This is a genomic window from Paenibacillus vietnamensis (assembly GCF_020169515.1).
GTDB lineage: Bacteria > Bacillota > Bacilli > Paenibacillales > Paenibacillaceae > Pristimantibacillus > Pristimantibacillus vietnamensis.
In genome coordinates, this window is sequence record NZ_JAHMHW010000008.1 from 214,752 (window position 1) to 230,888 (window position 16,137).

The 16,137-nt window shown below is 53.0% G+C and carries 18 protein-coding genes; 17 read left to right on the forward strand and 1 reads right to left on the reverse strand.

What is annotated here, in order from left to right:
* Positions 1-7 precede the first annotated feature (7 nt).
* The 16 genes from KP806_RS17225 (at position 8) to KP806_RS17300 (ending at position 14,302) form a co-directional block, all read left to right on the forward strand.
* Entirely contained in the window at positions 8-487 is a 480-nt protein-coding gene (locus tag KP806_RS17225; protein ID WP_224724953.1) for a PH domain-containing protein, read from the forward strand.
* Positions 480-2,042 (forward strand): PH domain-containing protein, encoded by a 1,563-nt coding sequence (locus KP806_RS17230; RefSeq protein WP_224724954.1) that lies wholly within the window; start codon positions 480-482, stop codon positions 2,040-2,042. The genes KP806_RS17225 and KP806_RS17230 overlap by 8 nt, the downstream gene beginning before the upstream one ends.
* Before the next feature lie 140 nt (positions 2,043-2,182).
* Positions 2,183-2,719: an RNA polymerase sigma factor SigY gene (sigY, locus tag KP806_RS17235; RefSeq protein ID WP_224724955.1), complete on the forward strand. Its 537-nt coding sequence runs from the start codon at positions 2,183-2,185 to the stop codon at positions 2,717-2,719.
* On the forward strand, positions 2,697-3,035 hold the full coding sequence (locus tag KP806_RS17240) for a YxlC family protein (RefSeq protein WP_224724956.1): 339 nt from the start codon (positions 2,697-2,699) through the stop codon (positions 3,033-3,035). Before sigY ends, KP806_RS17240 begins: the two co-directional genes overlap by 23 nt.
* A complete protein-coding gene (locus KP806_RS17245; protein ID WP_224724957.1) occupies positions 3,023-3,247 on the forward strand; it encodes a sigmaY antisigma factor component in 225 nt (74 codons plus the stop codon). Before KP806_RS17240 ends, KP806_RS17245 begins: the two co-directional genes overlap by 13 nt.
* Before the next feature lie 37 nt (positions 3,248-3,284).
* A complete protein-coding gene (locus tag KP806_RS17250; RefSeq protein ID WP_224724958.1) occupies positions 3,285-3,494 on the forward strand; it encodes a PLD nuclease N-terminal domain-containing protein in 210 nt (69 codons plus the stop codon).
* The gene (locus KP806_RS17255; protein ID WP_224724959.1) at positions 3,491-4,453 is read left to right on the forward strand and encodes an ABC transporter ATP-binding protein; all 963 of its coding nucleotides are present in this window, start codon (positions 3,491-3,493) and stop codon (positions 4,451-4,453) included. The genes KP806_RS17250 and KP806_RS17255 overlap by 4 nt, the downstream gene beginning before the upstream one ends.
* Positions 4,450-5,247, forward strand: a complete 798-nt coding sequence (locus KP806_RS17260; RefSeq protein ID WP_224724960.1) for an ABC transporter permease — start codon at positions 4,450-4,452, stop codon at positions 5,245-5,247. Before KP806_RS17255 ends, KP806_RS17260 begins: the two co-directional genes overlap by 4 nt.
* A 109-nt stretch (positions 5,248-5,356) precedes the next feature.
* Positions 5,357-5,737 (forward strand): ATPase, encoded by a 381-nt coding sequence (locus tag KP806_RS17265; RefSeq protein WP_224724961.1) that lies wholly within the window; start codon positions 5,357-5,359, stop codon positions 5,735-5,737.
* Between the two features lie 176 nt (positions 5,738-5,913).
* Complete coding sequence (gene gatC / locus KP806_RS17270) at positions 5,914-6,201, forward strand: Asp-tRNA(Asn)/Glu-tRNA(Gln) amidotransferase subunit GatC (protein ID WP_224724962.1); 288 nt, start codon at positions 5,914-5,916, stop codon at positions 6,199-6,201.
* Positions 6,202-6,236: 35 nt separating this feature from the next.
* Positions 6,237-7,694: an Asp-tRNA(Asn)/Glu-tRNA(Gln) amidotransferase subunit GatA gene (gene gatA, locus KP806_RS17275; RefSeq protein WP_224724963.1), complete on the forward strand. Its 1,458-nt coding sequence runs from the start codon at positions 6,237-6,239 to the stop codon at positions 7,692-7,694.
* 34 nt (positions 7,695-7,728) lie between these two features.
* On the forward strand, positions 7,729-9,168 hold the full coding sequence (gene gatB / locus KP806_RS17280; protein WP_224724964.1) for an Asp-tRNA(Asn)/Glu-tRNA(Gln) amidotransferase subunit GatB: 1,440 nt from the start codon (positions 7,729-7,731) through the stop codon (positions 9,166-9,168).
* 147 nt (positions 9,169-9,315) lie between these two features.
* Complete coding sequence (locus KP806_RS17285; protein ID WP_224724965.1) at positions 9,316-10,020, forward strand: MgtC/SapB family protein; 705 nt, start codon at positions 9,316-9,318, stop codon at positions 10,018-10,020.
* The gene (locus KP806_RS17290) at positions 10,002-11,936 is read left to right on the forward strand and encodes a DUF6677 family protein (RefSeq protein ID WP_224724966.1); all 1,935 of its coding nucleotides are present in this window, start codon (positions 10,002-10,004) and stop codon (positions 11,934-11,936) included. The genes KP806_RS17285 and KP806_RS17290 overlap by 19 nt, the downstream gene beginning before the upstream one ends.
* A gap of 74 nt (positions 11,937-12,010) precedes the next feature.
* A complete protein-coding gene (perR, locus tag KP806_RS17295) occupies positions 12,011-12,442 on the forward strand; it encodes a peroxide-responsive transcriptional repressor PerR (RefSeq protein WP_224724967.1) in 432 nt (143 codons plus the stop codon).
* Between the two features lie 138 nt (positions 12,443-12,580).
* Positions 12,581-14,302: a glycosyl hydrolase family 18 protein gene (locus KP806_RS17300; protein ID WP_224724980.1), complete on the forward strand. Its 1,722-nt coding sequence runs from the start codon at positions 12,581-12,583 to the stop codon at positions 14,300-14,302.
* Positions 14,303-14,412: 110 nt separating this feature from the next.
* On the opposite strand, the gene KP806_RS17305 is transcribed toward KP806_RS17300, so the two are convergent.
* Complete coding sequence (locus tag KP806_RS17305) at positions 14,413-14,778, reverse strand: YgzB family protein (RefSeq protein WP_224724968.1); 366 nt, start codon at positions 14,776-14,778, stop codon at positions 14,413-14,415.
* A 153-nt stretch (positions 14,779-14,931) separates the two neighbouring features.
* Between KP806_RS17305 and KP806_RS17310 the strand changes: the two genes are divergently transcribed.
* The gene (locus KP806_RS17310) at positions 14,932-15,810 is read left to right on the forward strand and encodes a nucleotidyltransferase-like protein (protein ID WP_224724969.1); all 879 of its coding nucleotides are present in this window, start codon (positions 14,932-14,934) and stop codon (positions 15,808-15,810) included.
* Positions 15,811-16,137: the final 327 nt, after the last annotated feature.

A 16,137-nucleotide genomic window follows, 5' to 3' on the forward strand; every position in this document is an offset into this window, starting at 1 on the left:
TGACGACATGAACCGAGAGCTGACCAAGCGGCTTCACCGCGATTATATCAAGGTTTACCGGATTAGCGAGCTGATCACCCATGCCGTTTTTCTGGCGGTTATCATTGCTTATTTCGTGCTTGCAGTCATGTGGGATTGGATGCTGCTGCCCGGCTGGATCGCACTGTCCGTATTTGCGGCAACATTTGTGTTATACACCTGGATCATCCCGCAGTTAAAGTACACGAGATTCCAGTATGAGCTGTTTGAAGATGAGCTCGAAATTCAATCGGGCCTTGTGTTTATCAGCAATGTACTCGTGCCTATGGTGCGCGTGCAGCATGTGGAGCTTGAAAGCGGACCGCTCATGCGCAAATACGATTTGGCGAGCGTTTCGATCGTGACGGCGGCTACAACGCACAGGATCAGCGGGTTGAAGCAAGCGGACGCGCAGCAGCTGAAGCGCAGAATCGGTATTCTGGCTAAGGTGGATGATCAGGATGAATGAACGCCGCAGCCTTCATCCCGTCTATATTTTGTTCGGGCTGTTGAATACAGTGAAGGGCTTTATCCCATTTATCGTCATCGTTCTGCTGAAAGGTGCGGATTGGTTTGTGTTTCATTGGGCCTGGATTGCTGGGGCGGCGCTGCTTACAGCCGTGATCCTGCTCTACAGCTTTCTGGACTGGAAGAGATTCGGCTTTTGGCTGGAGGAAGACCGGATCATCATCCGCAAAGGGCTGCTGTTTCGGGATGAGAAGACGATTTATTACGGCAGAATCCATACGGTAAATGTGGAACAGCCGATCGTTCAGCGGCTGCTCGGGGTGGCGCAGGTGAAAATCGAAACGCCGGGCGGCAACAAGAAAGCGGACGGCATCCTGCCGGCTCTCTCCGTAGCGGAAGCGGGCAACATTCAAGCGGTGCTCCGCAAATATGCAAGCGCCAAACAGTTGTCGGAGACGACGAAGGAGCAAGGCGGAACCGTTTCTTTAAACCCTGCCGATGAGCTGGCGGGAATGCAGTCTTCTCATACTTCACCGTCGATCAGAATTCAGGGCAATCCGATCGCCGATCGGGCAGCGGACGAACAAGACGAATATAGAGGAGCGGCCTTCCGACTTGATGCCGCCCAGCTGCTGCAGGCGGCTGCAACGTCGATGAACTTCGGCCTTGTGGCGGCATTTGTGGCGGGCTTGTTTTCGTTTGCCGACGATTTTATCGAGGCGCTGCTGCCGGAGCATTTTATTGAAAGCGTCGTTGAAGATTCGGCCAGCCTGATGCCCGGTTATGTGCTCGTGATTACAATTGCTTTGATCGGAATTGTTTTTGCCTGGTTTCTCTCGCTCGTTTTGTATGTGCTCAAGTACAGCGGTTTTTCCGTAACGAGGGACGGCAAGCAAATATCCGTCGCCTACGGCTTACTGGAGAAGAAAACGTTCTCCTTCGATCCGAAAAAGGTGCAGGCGGTTATCGTTAACGAGGGGCTGCTCCGGCAGGCGATCGGCTATGCCGAGGTCCAGCTGCAGGTTATTTCCTCGGATAAGAAAGAGCAGCTGATGCTCCACCCCTTCGTCAAGCGAAAGGATGTGACGGCCTTGCTTGCCGATTTTGTGCCGCAGCTGAAGCTGCCGTCCAATGCAGGCATGGCGGGTGCGCCGGGATGCGCATTGGTGTATTATGTCCGAATCGGGCTGCTGCTTGCAATGGCGGCAAGCACCGCTCTGATTGCATGGCTTGGCGCCGTCGGCTTGTATTCGCTGCTGCTCGTTCTGCTTGTGGTCTTGTGGCGAATCAGCTGCTACAGAGCTGCCGGGATCAAGCTTGCCGACGGACAGCTGACGCTGCGCAAGCGGTTCATATCACGGACGACCTATTTAATCCGCAGACCGCAAATCGTCACGATGCGGGTTAAACGTTCGTTCGGCCAGCAGCGTAGAAATCTTCTGACGGTGTCCGTCCACGCGATGGGCAGCCCGTTCGATTACCGCGTCGCCTGCCTTGACCGCAAAGACGTGGAGCCGGTATGGAATTGGTACAGCCGCAGCCGCTATCATAAATAACGGGCAAGTTGAACGACCGCAAAGCTTCGGCTGCTGCGGTCGTTTTTATTTTTTAAAAAAATTTTAGTTTCAAATGAACGAAATGAACATCATAAGCGTCATAGCTGTAACGGTCCCAAAACAAAGGAGGATACGCTCTCGTGCATGACGAGACGAAGCTGATCAAACAAGCGGTACGGGGAGATGAGCGGGCGCTGTCGGAGCTGCTGCGCAGCAACTATTCTTTTTTGTACCAATACGTACTTAAAGCGACGATGAACAAACCTTTGGCGGAGGATGTCACCCAGGAAACGATGCTTAAAGCGATCGAAAGAATAGCTGCCTTTCGCGGGAAAGCGAAATTTTCAACCTGGCTCATCACGATTGCCTCCAGGCTCATCATTGACCGGGCCAGAAAAACCGAAAGGGAGAAAAAGTGGCTTCAAGATGCGCTGCGTGCTATCCGCTTTGAGTCGCTGCAGCGGATGGACGAGTGGCCGGAGGCGCTGGAAGCGCTTGGCGGACTCGGAAGCGAGCACCGGATCCCGGTTCTGCTCAAATATTATTACGGTTATTCGCAGGAGGAAATCGCCGATATGCTGGACATTCCGGCGGGCACGGTCAAATCAAGGCTGCATCATGGGATAAAACAGCTGCGAAAGGAGCTTACGGATCATGAAGAAGAACAAAACGGATGAGCTCGACCAGCAATGGTTCGACGAACAAATAGGCGCGGCGCTCAACCGCTTCGATGCCGTCCATGAGCGGCCGATGCCGGACCTTCACGAGCTCGAACGGCTTGTGCAGGAGCATAAGCGTGAAGCAAAGAGGAAGCTGTGGCGGGAGCTGGCATTATTTTGGCTGACGGCCATATGTGTTCTTTTCACAATGCTCTGGCTGCTGGACAGCAGCCGGATAGGATTTGCGATTGTGCAGGCCGTTCTGGCGGCGGGCGCGATCGGCTTTACCGGTATCACCTTCGGGAAAAGGATGGGACAGAAATGGAAGAGCTGAATCGGTTGCCCGTTTGGTTCTGGCTGCTGCTAATTCCCATATTGCTCGGACAATCGACCTGGCTGTTTATCGATGCACGCAAGCGGGACAGCATTCCCTGGTTTTGGGGTCTATGGGGTCTCATTCATTTTCCGATGCCGCTCGTTTTTTATTTCATCTTTGTCAGAAGCGGCTGGTTTCGCAGGGGGAAGAAAGACCGGAAGAACAAATAAGTCCGCACAGGTAACTTCTTTTAAGGGGGAATTCAACATGAACGAGAATATCGATGTCACTCAGCTTTTGCCTATCCTGGCGCCGATCTTCCTTATTCAGCTGGTCCTAATGGTGTTCGCTTTAGTGCTGTGCTTGAAGGCGGAGCGGACAAGGGGCCCGAAATGGATGTGGGCGCTAATCATTATATTCGTCAACCTGGCAGGTCCTATCGCCTTCTTTCTATTCGGAAGGAGGAATGACGGATGAGCGTACCGCTGTTGGAGGTAAACGGGCTGTCGAAAACGTTTGGCAGCGTACAGGCGGTAGGCGGCATCGACTTTTTGATCTGCGAGGGTCGCTGCGTAGCGCTGCTTGGCCCAAACGGCGCAGGCAAAACAACGACGATCCGGATCATTGCCGGGCTTCTTAAGCAGTCGGCCGGAACCGTGGGCTTCGTGGACGGCGATCACGTCGGTACCGGCGGGAATAGGGCGATGATCGGCTATTTGCCGCAAGCCCCTTCGTTTTATAACTGGATGACCGGCCTCGAGTATGTTGTCTACGCGGGAAGATTATGCGGACTACCGCGCAGTCATGCCGTATCCCGTGCGAAGGAGCTGCTGGAGAGGGTCGGTCTGAACGCTGCGGCGAAGCGCCGTATCGGCTCGTACTCGGGAGGAATGAAGCAAAGGCTCGGACTCGCGCAAGCGCTCGTGCATCGGCCGAAGCTTCTCGTCCTTGATGAGCCGGTTTCCGCGCTTGATCCTATCGGCCGGAGGGAGGTGCTGGAGCTGCTTCAAGAGCTGAAGCGGGAAACGACCGTGTTGTTCTCGACGCATGTGCTGCCCGATGCCGAAGAGCTGTGCGACGACGTGATTATTATCAACAAGGGTGCAATCGCGCTTCAAGGCAATATCGCGGAGATCCGGAGCCGGTACCGGCAGCCGGTCATTGAGCTGGAGCTGGAGCGGGATGAGCCCTCCTTGAAATGGGCCGATGCATTTGCCGAACGGCACCGAAGCGGGACGAATGTGTCTTCGCAGACGGCAGGGCTTATCTATGACGTCAGCAGGCAGGGCGCGTCTGTCCGTTTTTCCGTCACGGAGGTAGATGCCGCCAGAGAACAGCTGCTCGGAGAGCTGGCGGCGGAAAAAGTCAGGGTAAGCCGCCTGCAGGTCGGATATACCTCGCTGGAGGATTTATTTATGAAGGTGGTGTCTTTATGATGACTTCCGGCGCAGCCCGCTATTTCGCCATGGCACAAAAGGAGCTGCTCGAGCTCGTCCGCAGCTTCAAGCTGCTCTGGGTGCCGCTCGTGTTCGTATTGCTTGGCATCATGCAGCCCGTATCCATGTACTATATGCCTCTTATTTTGGAGAAAGCCGGCAATATGCCCGTGGGTTCGGTCATCGAAATTCCGATGCCGCTTGGAGCGGAGGTGCTCGCGCAAACGCTGCAGCAATTCGGTACGCTCGGTCTGCTGGTGCTCGTGCTCGCGGGCATGGGCACGGTATCGGCAGAGAGGAACAGCGGGGCGGCGGCGCTCATTCTGGTAAAGCCCGTATCCTCATTCTCCTATATCGCCTCCAAGTGGACGTCTCTGCTGCTGCTGGCATGGGGCTCTTTAACGGCCGGATATTTGTCGTCCTGGTATTATACCTCCTTGTTGATAGGCGAGGTAGACGCGTCCAGGGTGCTTGGCAGCCTGCTCGTGTACGGCTTATGGCTGAGCTTTGCTTTGGCGCTGACCCTGCTGTTCAGCACGCTCCTAAGAAGCCCGGCCGCGGCGGCTTTTTCGGCGCTCGGCGCATCGGCCGCCCTGTCCCTGCTGGCAGGTGTGTTCCCTAAGCAGGCAGGCTGGCTGCCGGGCTCGTTAAGCGGCTTTGCCTATCAAATTGCGTCCTCCGGAAGTGCGGGCTCGGACCGCTTCGGCTGGTCGCTTGCCTGCACCGCAGCCGCCATCGCGGGCTCGCTTCTTTTAGCCGGTCAGAGCTTGAAACGGAGCGCTTCAGTGGACTAGATGAAGCTTCTGCCTCTTTCGTATATTCTCCTATTGGACACCGCTATTATTTTTTAGTAGGATAATAGTGATAGAATCATCAGCGGCGAAGAAACAGGAGATGAGGACGATGCTGCAATTGGGATCCAAGGTCGTCATAGTGGCTGACCAATTCGAACAAAATCTCCCGATCGGGGAGTATGGGTATATAATCGCTTATGACCGGAATCAGGACAATGTATTTGATTATGTTCTGAGGGTGCCGTCTGCGAACCGTAATTTTCTTATTCCGGATGAGGATGTCGAGCTGGAAGAGGTGCTTATCCAGGAAGAGGTTGACCGCGTGGAGCGTGAGGCGCTGATCGATTTTGCTCTGGCTACTCACAACGAAGAGCTGTTCAAGCGCATTATGAACGGCGATGCTGCGGAGCCGGAGCAGGAGAGCGCGGCGAAGGAACCGCTTAGTCCCGCCGATTTTATCCGTCAGGTGAACCTGAAAGCTTGGATCTAGCGCTCACATGCCCGCGCCCGACCGTTCCGTACGTCGTTTCGACGATCTGCGGAGCGGTCTTTTTTTATAAAGAAAGCCGCTAGCCGTTTACATTGAGTTCTGTCCCGCAAGTGCGATATAATAGGAGGAATGGTTACAGGAATAGGAACCGAACCTTAAGGGAGGAAGATACAAAGATGAGCATTACGTCGAAGGATGTCGAGCACGTCGCCAATCTGGCGCGTCTTGAGCTGACCGATGCGGAGAAGGAGAAGTTTACGGAGCAGCTGAACGCTATTTTGAAGTATGCGGAGAAGTTGAACGGTCTCGATACGGAATCGGTGGAGCCGACGAGCCATGTGCTGCCGATTACTAATGTGATGCGAGCGGACGAGCGGCGCGAGTCCCTGCCGGTCGAGAAGGTGCTGCTTAACGCACCGGATGACGAGGACGGGCAATTTAAAGTACCAGCGGTGCTTGAATAATACGAATGGGTTGATTTTGAAGGGAGGAACTACTGTTGGCACTGTTTGATCTGCGCCTGCAGGATGTACATAACAAGCTTAACAACAAGGAACTGTCCGTTACCGAGCTGGTTAACGCATCTTATTCCAGAATTTCCGAAACCGAGCCTTCCATTAAGGCTTTTATCACATTAAACGAAGAGCAAGCCCGCCGGCAAGCGTTGGAGCTGGACAAGCAGCTTCAGGAGGGCGGCGAGCGCGGCCTTCTATTCGGCCTGCCTGCGGGAATCAAGGACAATATCGTAACCGAAGGGCTGCTGACAACCTGCGCAAGCCAGTTTCTCAGCAACTATGATCCGATCTACGACGCGACCGCAGTCCGCAAATTAAAAGCGGCGCAATCGGTCACGATCGGAAAGCTGAACATGGACGAGTTCGCGATGGGCGGCTCCAATGAGAACTCGAGCTTTTACCCGACACGCAATCCATGGAATACGGAATACGTTCCGGGCGGCTCCAGCGGCGGCTCGGCGGCGTCTGTTGCCGCAGGGCAAGTCTACTTCTCGCTCGGCTCCGACACGGGCGGCTCGATCCGCCAGCCCGCCGCGTATTGCGGCATCGTTGGCTTGAAGCCGACTTACGGCCTGGTGTCTCGCTTCGGCCTCGTCGCCTTTGCATCCTCCCTTGACCAAATCGGGCCGCTTACGAAAAACGTCGAGGACTCCGCATATGTTCTTCAGGCAATTGCGGGTTATGATGCCGGCGACTCCACTTCTGCGAACGTTGACATTCCGGATTACACTGCTGCGTTGACCGGCGACGTGAAAGGCCTCCGCATCGGCGTGCCGAAGGAATATCTTGGAGAGGGCATCGATCCTCGCGTAAAGGAAGCGGTGCTTAAGGCGCTCTCCGTCTACGAATCGATGGGGGCAACGTGGGAAGAGATTTCTCTTCCGCATACGGAATACGCAATCGCGACGTATTACCTGCTTGCTTCATCTGAAGCTTCGTCGAACCTTGCGCGCTTTGACGGCGTCCGTTACGGCGTTCGTGCGGACAATCCGGACAGCCTGATCGACCTTTACCGCAAATCCCGCAGTCAGGGATTCGGTCCTGAGGTGAAGCGCCGCATCATGCTCGGCACGTACGCGCTAAGCTCCGGCTATTACGATGCTTACTACTTAAAGGCTCAGAAGGTGCGTACGCTCATTAAGCAGGACTTCGATCAGGCGTTCGAACGCTATGATCTGATTATCGGGCCGACTGCGCCGACGCCTGCATTCAAAATCGGTGAGCAGGTCGGCGATCCGCTGACCATGTATTTGAACGATATTTGTACGATACCGGTCAGCCTCGCAGGCGTTCCGGCGATAAGCATTCCTTGCGGCATGGCTGACGGTCTGCCGATCGGGCTGCAAATCATCGGCAAGGCGTTCGACGAATCGACGGTGCTTCGCGCCGCGCATGCGTTTGAACAGCAAACGGAGCACCATAAACAACGTCCGCAGCTATAAGCGGTTATATACGTTTAGGAAGGGATCGATACGAATGTCTGAACCGAATAAATACGAGACGGTGGTCGGGCTGGAAGTCCATGTCGAGCTGCATACGGAAAGCAAAATCTTTTGCGGCTGCTCGACGGCTTTCGGCGCTCCGCCGAACACCCATACATGTCCTGTCTGCCTTGGCCATCCCGGCGTATTGCCGGTGCTGAACCGCCAAGCGGTGGAATATGCCATGAAAGCGGCGATGGCGCTGAACTGCACGATTGCCGATATCAGCAAATTCGACCGCAAAAACTATTTTTACCCCGACTCTCCGAAGGCGTACCAAATCTCGCAATACGACAAGCCGATCGGCGAAAACGGCTGGATCGACATCGAAGTGAACGGCGAGACGAAGCGGATCGGCATCACCCGTCTGCACCTGGAGGAGGACGCGGGCAAGCTGACTCACGTTGACGGCGGTTACGCGTCGCTTGTCGACTTTAACCGCGTCGGCACGCCGCTGGTCGAGATCGTTTCCGAGCCGGATATCCGCACGCCGGAGGAGGCGAAGGCTTACCTCGAGAAGCTGAAGGCGATTATGCTGTACTGCGAAGTGTCCGACGTCAAGATGGAGGAAGGCAGCCTGCGCTGTGATGCGAATATCAGTCTCCGCCCGTATGGCCAGAAGGAATTCGGAACGAGAGCCGAGCTGAAAAATATGAACTCCTTCCGCGGCGTTCAGCGCGGTTTGGAATACGAGCAGTTCCGCCAGGCCGAAATTCTCGACAGCGGCGGAGAGGTCGTACAGGAGACGCGCCGGTTCGACGATGCGCTGGGCAAATCGTTCTCGATGCGCGGCAAGGAAGAAGCGCACGACTATCGTTATTTCCCGGATCCCGATCTTGTCCGGCTTCATATCAGCGAAGAGTGGAAAGCAAGCGTCCGCGCGACGATTCCGGAGCTGCCGGACGCGAGGAAAGCCCGCTATACATTTGAATACAGCTTGCCGTCCTACGATGCGGAGGTTATTACCTCTTCCAAGAAGCTTGCCGATTTCTTCGAGGAGAGCCTCGGCTACACGAAGGACGCCAAAGCGGTTGCCAACTGGATCATGGGCGATTTGCTCGGCTATTTGAACGCGAACGGCCTGGAGCTTTCCGATGTGAAAATAACCGGGCAAGGCTTGGGCGAAATGATCGGGCTGCTTGAGAAAGGCACAATCAGCGGAAAAATCGCCAAAACCGTATTCAAATCGATGCTTGAAACCGGCAAACGCCCTCAGCAAATCGTCGAGGAGCAAGGCCTCGTCCAAATCAGCGACGAAGGCGCGCTGGTGGGCATCGTGAACCAGATCGTCGAAGCAAATCCGCAATCCGTTGAGGATTACCGGGCGGGCAAGGAGAAAGCGATCGGCTTCCTCGTTGGCCAAATCATGAAAGAAACGAAAGGGAAAGCTAACCCTGCGCTTGTTAATAAGCTGCTGCTCGAGCGGCTGAAATAACATGCTGCATGAGGGGCTGTCTCGAAAGCCTAGGAATAGGCTTCGGGACGGCCTTTCTCTTTTGTCCCCCGCGGAACGGCCTGCCAGCTCGGCTTCTTGCATATACTTATGTTACAATATCCGTATAGAAAGGTCGGGATAACATTGATGGATTCGCTTCACAACCCTTGGGCTATCAGCGAACTGCACATTTTGATCCGACTTCTTCTTGCGCTGGTGCTCGGCGGTCTCGTCGGCTTCGAACGGGAGCAATCGAACCATGCGGCCGGCTTTCGGACGAATATTCTCGTTTGCCTCGGTTCATGCCTGCTTATGCTGCTGTCCATGTACGGCTTTGCCGCCTTCGTGGATGAGGTGAACGTCCGCGTCGACCCTGCGCGGCTTGCGGCCGCGGTTATTACGGGTATCGGCTTTCTTGGGGCCGGAACGATTCTGTTCACAGGTAAATCGATTACGGGGTTGACGACAGCCGCTTCGCTTTGGGTCGTATCGGCCATCGGCCTCGCGGTTGGAGCGGGATTTTATTTTGCGGCAGGCGTTACGACGATTATGGTGCTGGTCACTTTATGGGCATTTAACAAGCTCGAGAAGCGTTACATTAGCGCGAAGAAGGAGCAGCTTCTCAAGATTAAGTCATATGACGTTTCCAAAACGCTGCGCGGCTTAAACGAGCTGATTGCAAGCAAGAAGATCGTTATCAGAAAGCTGCAGATTGAGGAGCTGAGGGATGAAGGCCACTCGGACGGGGACTTGCTGCAAATGTATGCGACTTTGCCGAAGTCGGAGGCGCTGCTCCCGTTACTCGACCAAATCAAGCATTTGGAGGGCGTACGTTGGGTAAGCTCGGAATAATAAAAAACAAGAACAGGCTTGCGGCGGTCATCCTCGCGTTTCTGCTGCCGGGTGCGGGACATCTTTATACGGGCCATCATCCCCGTGGCTTGCTGCTCATCGCGGCATTCCTTCTCGATGTCACGGCGATCATCCGCCTTGCCGGCTCCGACGGGGGAAGGCATCTGCTGCTTATCGTCTATCTAGGTATTATGCTTCCCGTTTTTTACTTTTTCAGCGTTTTCGATTCTTTGCAGGATATGGAAGCGGACCGTACCGTACCGGTGTCCTTCGGTTTTATTCACGGCGTTTTGTTGTCCGTATCGGGCGCAGTCATGCTGGTGCTGGTCAAGCCTCCCGAAATGCTGCTGCCTTGGATGAACGAGATGGCCGAGTTTAGCGTAGGTCCCATTTTAATGATAGCATCCGTTTGGCTTCTGCGTTCGGGGAAAGGGGAAGTGTCTATGATCAAGCTTGGGCGGTTTACTGCAGGGACGCTTGTTCTGACCGTAGGGGCGCTGCTTCTATGGGACCAAATAAAAGGACGTAACGATCTCGCATTGCTGGGGCAATGGTGGCCGGTTATTTTTATCGCGCTCGGGATCGAGGTTACTCTTTTCAGTTTAATCTACAAAAAAGAAGATACGAAGCTGAAGCTTGATGCAGCAGGCGGAATGATCGCTTTGGTTATAACCGTGACCGCGTATTCCGTTACGCAATATGCCGATTTTCCGTTCAAATGGCTGGACCAGTTCAACGTCGATCTTAACCGTACGGCAGACTATGGCGACGAAAAGGGCTTCCGCTACGACAAAGCTGTCATTAAGCTTCCGCTGGAGCCGGATTTGTCGCTTATCCGCATCATTAACCCGAATGGACAAGTTTCGGTCCGCTCCGCAGATGTGCAGGAAATCGAGGTTCAAACCGCGGTATGGGTGGATGTGACGGAACAGGCGGATGCGAATGACATTGCGGAGCAGTCGACGGTGAAGGTGGAGCCGGGGCAAGAGGTTACGCTCGAAGCGAAAGGCAAGGAATACGGCGCGAATGGAAGCAGAAAGCCTTGGATGAATATAACCGTTACGGTCCCCCTTTCTTTGTCCGATCAGGTGGTAACGGAAGAAGAAACGACCGAGGATCCTTTATCCGGGGGAATGGATGCCGAGACCGGATTGGCGCCGGTCTTGAATGAGTCCGGTACGATCGCAGCTGAGGCGCCGGGATTGAACACTGAACAGGACGCCGAAGAAGGACTGGACGGTACGACGGGCCAGAACGGTGAACCGGACACGCAGCCGGAGAACGATGTTGATGAACAGCCGGCTCTGAAGATGAAAGTTGAAGCGGGTAACGGCCCGGTTGACATACAGGGACTTGCATTGCCAGGCGGGCTGGATGTCAAAAGCACGAGCGGCGTCGTTACCGTCGGCAACATTTACGGTCCCGTGACCGTCAAAGGAAATAACGGGAACATAGACGCGCGCTCCATACGCGGAGAAAGCAGTCTGGAGACGAATAACGGCATGGTCAAAGCGGTCGATATTGAAGGCAGGCTGTTTGCCAATACGCTGAACGGAAGCCTTGAGCTTAAGCGTATTTTGGACGATATTCAAGCTGAAACCAAAAATGGAAAAATCAGAATCGACGGCGCAGGCAGCTCCGTAAAAGCCGATACGCTGAACGGCAGCATCGAGCTGAACAGCCCTTCCGTTGGAGGAGATTGGGATCTGGACAGCTCGGTCGGCGAGATCAAGATCAGCATGCCGGAGTACGGCGATTTCAAAGTGAACGGATCGGTAACTTTCGGCAATATTTCGACCGATTTGCCGCTGGAAGTAAGCAAAAAAACCGTAAGAGGAACAATAGGCGAAGGGACTTACCGCATTCAGATCAACGCGACGAACAGCATCTCGATCACCCGTTTCAAAGAAGCTTAATATGGCGCTTTCATTGACAAATTCTTTAACTTGAACGTACAATAGTCGTAACTACTACGAAAGGCGTGAGGGGTATGGGAGCCAGCGTAAACTTAGCTTTGGAGCAACTCAAGATGAACGGCGTCCGAATGACCCCGCAACGTCACGCCATTTTGAGCTACTTAATGGATTCCATGACGCACCCGACTGCGGATGAAATTTATAAAGCGCTCTCTCCGGCTTTTCCGAGTATGAGCGTAGCGACGATTTATAATAATCTCCGTTTATTCGTTGAAGCCGGCCTTGTGCGCGAGCTGACGTATGGGGACGATTCAAGCCGCTTTGATTCGGATTTATCCGACCACTACCATGCAATCTGCAAGGAATGCGGATCGATCGTTGATTTTGATTACCCGCCTTTGCTAGAGGTGGAACGTGCGGCGTCACGCGTTACGGGATTCGTCGTCGAAGGGCACCGGATGGAAATTTACGGAGTATGCTCCGATTGCAATTCCAAGAAGAAATAATCGATCAGAACATAATGCGATAAGAACGTGCCGGGAAGCGGGTATACGCTAAACTGCACGTTTTTTATTAATAAAGCTTCGCCTTTATCGGCGTTTATCGCTTGGAACTAACAACAGGAGCGTGATGATTTGAACACGATGTACAACCGCGCGCCGCGCCGCAGAGGCACAAGCGTCCGGGTGTTTTTATTTTTGTTTATCATATCGGCTTTAGCGGTTTTTGCCTGGTATGGCTATATGAGGTTTATCCCTAACGGGGAACAGGTGGCTCCCCGCTATTCATCCGAATATCCGATTTTTGTTAAAGGCAAAGAGGCAGAGCTCGGGGCGATTATCGAAAATAATGAAATCAAGCTTCCGCTTCCCGTCCTGCAGCAGGCGCTTGGAGAGGACAAGCCTATCCGATATGAACCGGAGACCGGCTCGATTGTGTTTACGACTGCGAACAAAGTGCTGCATTTGAAGACGGATTCGCTGGAAGGCACGATCAACCGGAAGCCTTACGGCTTGACGATAGCGGCGGAAACGTCGAACGGGACGGTGTACATTCCCGCCGAGCTTTTAAAGGAGCTTTACGGTCTCCAGACGGAATATATGGAGGACTATGGGATCATTACCGTGCTTTTGCCTGGAGATGCAGTCCAGCATGCCGAGGTAGCCCCGGAAAAAGGGGCCGACTTGAGAACCGAGCCGACGATTCGCGCCCCGTTCATGGAAAGTATGGCGAACGCGGCATCGGTACGGATATGGGAGGAGCAGAATGGCTGGCTTCTCGTTCAAAGCGCTAGCGGTATAGTTGGTTATGTTCACAAAAAAGATCTGAAGCTTACCGCGATCGAAAAGGTTCCCGAACCGGCTCGCGAGCCGGCCTTCATAGCCTGGAAGGTGCTTGGTAACAAGATCAATATGACCTGGGAAGCCGTTTACGACCGCAAAATCGACACAACGAAGATTGCACCGATGCAGGGCGTCAACGTCGTGAGCCCGACTTGGTTCGAGGTGGCTGACGATAAAGGCACGATAAAAGGAAAGGCAGATCCCGCTTACGTCAAATGGGCTCACCGGGAGGGCTTGCAGATCTGGGCTTTGTTCAGCAACTCGTTCGAGCCGGAGCGGACGACGAAGGTTTTGGCAACGGCGGAAACGAGATTTTCAATGATCCAGCAGCTGATCGGCTTTGCCGAAATGTATGATCTGCAAGGCATCAATATCGACTTTGAAAATGTGCATACGGCTGACAAAGAAAACTTCGTTCAATTCGTCCGTGAGATGACTCCGCTGCTACACGAGCAAGGCCTGGTCGTATCTATCGACGTTACGCCAAAGTCGAACAGCGAAATGTGGTCGTTATTTTTGGACCGGGCCGCACTGGGCGAGGTCGTGGATTATATGATGGTAATGGCCTATGACGAGCATTGGTCCTCGAGTCCGAAGTCAGGCTCCGTGGCGTCGCTGCCATGGACCGAAAACTCGCTTAAACGCATCATGGAGGAGGACGGTGTGCCGGCAGCGAAGATAATATTAAGCATGCCGCTGTATACCCGGATTTGGACGGAGAAGAAGGGCGAGGACGGCAAGGTACAGGTAACCTCGAAGGCAGTCGGGATGGAGGCGGTCAAATCCATTATAGCCGACAAAAAATTAAAGCCCGAGTTTGACCAGGCCGCCGGGCAAAATTACGTTGAATATACCGAGGACGGCTCATTGAATCGGATTTGGATCGAGGACGATGTGTCGATCAAGGCCCGGGCAGCCCTTGTCCGGAAGTACGGCCTGGCCGGCGCCGCCACGTGGCAAAGATCGTTTCAATCGCCGGACATTTGGAAAACGCTTGACGATGCTTTGAAGAAAAAGCCATAATTCATAAACTCTTACGAAAAACACCCCCGTTCTCTCGCGTGAGAACGGGGGTGTTTTCTTGACCGTAAATATACGGCCGCAGCCTTGTATGGCGATGAATGTTCTTCTTTTTACGCCTGCCCCTGCTGCTCGGCCGGATGGTGGGTAGCCTGTGACGGATCCAGCGTAAGCATGGTACGGCAATACATGCAGCGGTCGGTTTTGCCTAGCATCTTCGTCTGACGTCCGCACTCGGGGCATGGGAGCATGGTAGCGCTTGTCGACATCATGCCGGCCCAGAAGTAAACGGCTACGCTGATAAGCAGCGAAATCATGCCGATTACCATGAAGATAGCCGCAATTATTTTTCCGGCTTGTCCCCAAAATACGATTCCGGCGGTACCAAGTACCATAACACCCATGCCTACAAGCGTGAATACGAGTCCCCACAGTCGGAATTCGTTAATTTTCGCGGACTTAAAAAAGAAATTCTTCATATCTTCAAACCCTTCCTAAGACAAATGACTTATGAATGTGACTGTTTTTCTACTTTCGTAAGCAGGAATGTGCGTCCATGCTGTCGAAAAAGAATAAAACTGTAGAATAATATTATAGCTTATTAAAAAGCGATTAGCTATATGGAGGAACCAGTGGAACATATAAAAGCACACTTCGCTTATAACTATCGCGATGAGCCGGGTTTAATCGGTCTTGCCATTGTCGAAAATCCTTACCCCTACAATCCCTTAATTGACGGCTTGGACTTATTGGTTCTTCACTTGCTTGACAAGGGCGGGAAAATCAATCGAACGGAGCATGTCCAAATTGAAAGCAAACGCGTATTAGTTCGCACCATCGATCCGCAGAGCTTAGATGAATGGGTTTCCGGAGGAGAAAACCGCAATATTATTGAGTGGCTAGTTCGGGGGGAGATCTTAATGGATCGCGACGGCTATTTAGGCAGTGTGCGTGAAAGGCTGCTGCAGTTTCCTGATACTATGCGAGAGCAAAAACGATTTACGGAGTTTGCCGGATTTTTACGAACTTACTTGCAAGCAAAGCAGGATTTGACCGACGGCAATTTATTGGATGCGTACAGCCATGTCCTGACCGCTTTGCACCATTGGGCACATATCGTACTAATAGAAGAAGGCCGTCATCCGGAGCTGACCGTCTGGAAGCAACTAAAACGCGTCCACCCAGGCATTTACAAGCTTTACGAGGAGTTGACCGTGAGTCCGGAGACGTTGGAGCAGCGGGTGCAGCTCGTTCTCCTAGGCTGTGAGTTCTCCGTCATGAACAAAATGAAAACAAGCTGTTCGCTATTGTTTCAAATATTAGCAAGCCGCGAAGAGCCTTGGAGCATAGCCGAGCTTCAGTCGCATTCTTCGATTGATGTATTGCATGTCGATTTATCATTGATTTTGCAAAAGCTTGTTAAACGCGAATATATCCGTGAAGTAGCCGTCATGAACGAATTAAACGATAACGGGGCTCTGGAACTGCGTTATATGATCGCAAACGGGTAGTTGCATTTATATAAATTCCTGATTTAAACGTGATTTTAGGCATTGAGCTATTGCCGGAATCGCGTTTTTAATTTTTGTTTTAAAAAGGCTTGACTTAAAAATGTGTTCTGTGATAAATTAATTCTCGCCGCTTCAAAAGGAAACAACATCGTTGAAACGACAAACTAAAGAAAATGTCGAATGACGAAAAAAGTACTTGCAATGAAGCGGGCGAATGTGATATATTATAAAAGTCGCCGCTGACGAACAACGGCTGACACGAAAGAACAAAATTGTTCTTTGAAAACTGAACAACGAGTGAAACTGCCCCGTTAATCCTCACGGATT

Excerpts from the sequence above, each read along its gene's own strand:
- perR (WP_224724967.1), top strand. The coding sequence starts at position 12,011 with ATGGGAGCCAGCGTAAACTTAGCTTTGGAGCAACTCAAGATGAACGGC.
- gatC (WP_224724962.1), top strand. The coding sequence starts at position 5,914 with ATGAGCATTACGTCGAAGGATGTCGAGCACGTCGCCAATCTGGCGCGT.
- KP806_RS17255 (WP_224724959.1), top strand. The coding sequence starts at position 3,491 with ATGAGCGTACCGCTGTTGGAGGTAAACGGGCTGTCGAAAACGTTTGGC.
- KP806_RS17300 (WP_224724980.1), top strand. The coding sequence starts at position 12,581 with ATGTACAACCGCGCGCCGCGCCGCAGAGGCACAAGCGTCCGGGTGTTT.
- KP806_RS17305 (WP_224724968.1), bottom strand. The coding sequence starts at position 14,778 with ATGAAGAATTTCTTTTTTAAGTCCGCGAAAATTAACGAATTCCGACTG.
- KP806_RS17285 (WP_224724965.1), top strand. The coding sequence starts at position 9,316 with ATGGATTCGCTTCACAACCCTTGGGCTATCAGCGAACTGCACATTTTG.
- KP806_RS17230 (WP_224724954.1), top strand. The coding sequence starts at position 480 with ATGAATGAACGCCGCAGCCTTCATCCCGTCTATATTTTGTTCGGGCTG.
- KP806_RS17240 (WP_224724956.1), top strand. The coding sequence starts at position 2,697 with ATGAAGAAGAACAAAACGGATGAGCTCGACCAGCAATGGTTCGACGAA.
- KP806_RS17250 (WP_224724958.1), top strand. The coding sequence starts at position 3,285 with ATGAACGAGAATATCGATGTCACTCAGCTTTTGCCTATCCTGGCGCCG.
- KP806_RS17265 (WP_224724961.1), top strand. The coding sequence starts at position 5,357 with ATGCTGCAATTGGGATCCAAGGTCGTCATAGTGGCTGACCAATTCGAA.
- KP806_RS17245 (WP_224724957.1), top strand. The coding sequence starts at position 3,023 with ATGGAAGAGCTGAATCGGTTGCCCGTTTGGTTCTGGCTGCTGCTAATT.
- KP806_RS17225 (WP_224724953.1), top strand. The coding sequence starts at position 8 with ATGAACCGAGAGCTGACCAAGCGGCTTCACCGCGATTATATCAAGGTT.
- gatB (WP_224724964.1), top strand. The coding sequence starts at position 7,729 with ATGTCTGAACCGAATAAATACGAGACGGTGGTCGGGCTGGAAGTCCAT.
- KP806_RS17260 (WP_224724960.1), top strand. The coding sequence starts at position 4,450 with ATGATGACTTCCGGCGCAGCCCGCTATTTCGCCATGGCACAAAAGGAG.